The organism is Rhodoferax sp. (assembly GCF_014859475.1).
GTDB lineage: Bacteria > Pseudomonadota > Gammaproteobacteria > Burkholderiales > Burkholderiaceae_C > Rhodoferax.
The window spans coordinates 1-2,657 of the sequence record NZ_JACUUE010000274.1; the positions used below are offsets into that span (position 1 = coordinate 1).

Consider the following 2,657-nt stretch of genomic DNA (forward strand, 5'->3'; position numbering starts at 1 on the left):
AAAAAGGCGGATGTTAAAGGATGTTAAAGCTTGGGCAGTACCTCGGCCACGGCGCAGGTGGCAATGTCCATGAGTTTGGCGTGGCGCGGGTCGGTGTTGGACAGCAGCGATGCCACTTGGGCATACGAGTTGTTGACGAACACTTTGCCTTGTGGCGCATCGCGCTCCACGCCGTAGCGAAACTGCGCGCGCTCGGCAACCGACAGTTTGCTGATCAGCCCCTTGGTGGCCCAGACTTTGCCGAAGCGGGCCAGGTCTGACAAGCGGCCACAAATATTGATGGTTTCTCCCAACACCACCAGTTCGAAGTTGCTGTTGGTCTTGAAAGTACCAAGCCATTCTTCGCCCTCGCTGAGGCCGATGTTCATGTACAAGGTGTTGGTCCAGCCCTTGCGCACCATCCATTCGTGGCTGATGTTCTGCATGGTTTCACGCATTTTGTTGGCGCACAGCACAGCGTTCATCAGGTAATTGCGGTCGGGCTGCGGAAAGAAGTAATAGACCATGCCATCGCCCGTGTGTTTTCCATAGGCGCCGTAATACTCCCGGAAAATCGGGTCCAACGTGCACCAAATCTGGTTGATCAATTGAAAATACTCTTCGGGTGGCAGCTCGGAGCAGATGCGCACCGAATTTTGCAGGTCGGCCACCATCACTGCCAACGGCGTCAGCGCCGGCAGGCGCTGACTGAGCAAGGCGCGAACGAACGAGTCGCGCCGCGCCACACAGTTGAGCAGCTGGTTGACATCCTGCTTTGCCGGTATATAGACGATCAACACGCCTTCGCGAAAGCTCAGGGCGACCACTTGGCAAGGGCCGATTTCCGGATCAGGATGAACCAGGCCGACAATGTGCTGAATCCGGTTTTCGGGCTCCGGGCAGTGGTCGTAACAGTCCATCAACCATTGCCGCTGCTCATTTGCCAGGTTGCCCAGATTCTGGTTGAGGACCTGGCGCGACAAACGACTCTTGATGGGGCCCAAATGCGCGTTGAACAAACTGGCCTGCTCCTGCTGCGGCAAGGTTGCTGCCCAATCAAGCAGGGTGGGCACGATGGAGCGGTCGTTGGCCCGCTCCGGGATCGGGTTGTCGGCAAAGAACTCTTTTTGGGCCAGCGCGTTGAGCCAGATCAACTGAAACTCGAAGTTGACCATGTAGGCCGGATACGGAATGTTTTCGACCGAAACCTGCATCGATTCGCTGCGCTGGACAGAGGCTGGCGCCGTGCGCTTTTCGGAAAAAGATGGCCCGTCGCTGTGCATGATGCCGGCAGTGACAGCTGGCGACGGCGCAGCTGCTGGCGTGGGAAGCGGCTCGGGTGCGGGTGCGAACTGCCTGGCTTTGACCGGCTTGGCCTGGTCGACCTGGTCGGCCAGTTGCCGCTTGATGTCTTCCATGCTGACCCCATGGCGTTTGAGTTCCTGAATTTGCCCGATGCGCTCCAGCGCCCAGTCCGGGAAATAGCCCAGGGTCGTGGGTGCCTCCCCCGGCGCGGCCGCTTGCCGACGCACTTCCGGCCGGGGCAGGAGGCCGACGGCAATGTAATTGTTGAGGGTGGCACGCGAAATACCGGCACCCTCAAGCAACGCAACGCTGGTTAACATGAAACTATCCACTGCTTTCTTTGTTAGACAATTGGACTATATAGATAGACAGATGAAATGCAAGTGTCTAACTAAAACGCCGTTAATTTAGGCAGCTGTCTGTTGCTCAAAAACATCAGTTGTCCAGCTTAGGTAGCTGTCCAATTATTTAATTGATGTTGTGCAATCATTTAGACATCTGTCTAAATGACATAAAAAAGGCTGTCATTGCGGACCCTATCCGCAATCCATCCCCCGGATTCATGGATCCCGGATCAAGTTCGGGATGACAATCTTGATCTTTCACGTTAACGGTCGCCATCGCGGCGAGGGCGCCGCTCCTACAGGGGGCACTGTCATTTGTAGGAGGCCCGCCCTCGGGCCGATGGCATCAACTCTCGGCCAGGGCCGAATTGAAGCGGCGCAGCAAGGGTCGCAGCAAGTACACCATCAGCGAGCGCTCGCCGGTCTTCACCATCACCGTGGTCTGCATGCCGGGCTGCAATTGCAGCTTGCCCAGCTTCTTGACTTCGGCCGGAGCCACCGTGACGCGCAGCGTGTAGTAAGTGGCGCCACTGCGGGCGTCGGTGAGCGCATCGGCCGACACCACCGCCACCTGCCCGCTCACCACCGGTTGAAAGGCGCGGCTGGAATAGGCGTCAAAGTGCACGTCGGCGGGCAGGCCGGGGTACACGCGGTCGATGTACTGCGGCGCAATGCGGGCCTCCACCACCAGCGCGTCGCCATCGGGCACGATCTCCATCAAGCGGTCACCCGGCTTGACCACGCCGCCCACGGTGTGCACCGCCATGTCCACCACGGTGACCGCCACCGGCGCACGCAGCACAAGCCGCGCAAATGTGTCGCGCTGGCCCGCCAGCCGTTCGTTGAGCACGGCGTATTCATGACTTATCCAATCTGGGGGAAAGATGCTTCAAATCTTGACCAATCTGGAATATGGCGTTGGATCTGCGTATTGATTTTTTTTCCGCGGATTCCTTCATTTATTTCAATGCCTTGGCAGGGTTTTTACTTAGCGAATGAAAACTCGCAACACTTAGACTGGTTTCAGTC

General features: G+C 57.6%; 2 protein-coding genes. Both read right to left on the bottom strand.

Going from position 1 to position 2,657, the window contains the following annotated elements; translation table 11 throughout:
* Nucleotides 1–23 precede the first annotated feature (23 nt).
* Nucleotides 24–1,604, bottom strand: coding sequence for an adenylate/guanylate cyclase domain-containing protein (locus tag IBX54_RS14250; protein ID WP_296543316.1), 1,581 nt, complete (start codon nt 1,602–1,604; stop codon nt 24–26).
* Between the two features lie 370 nt (nt 1,605–1,974).
* Nucleotides 1,975–2,478: an HlyD family efflux transporter periplasmic adaptor subunit gene (locus tag IBX54_RS14255; RefSeq protein ID WP_296543317.1), complete on the bottom strand. Its 504-nt coding sequence runs from the start codon at nt 2,476–2,478 to the stop codon at nt 1,975–1,977.
* Nucleotides 2,479–2,657 lie beyond the last annotated feature (179 nt).

Coding starts and splice junctions, on each gene's coding strand:
- IBX54_RS14250 (WP_296543316.1), bottom strand. CDS start 1,604: ATGTTAACCAGCGTTGCGTTGCTTGAGGGTGCCGGTATTTCGCGTGCC.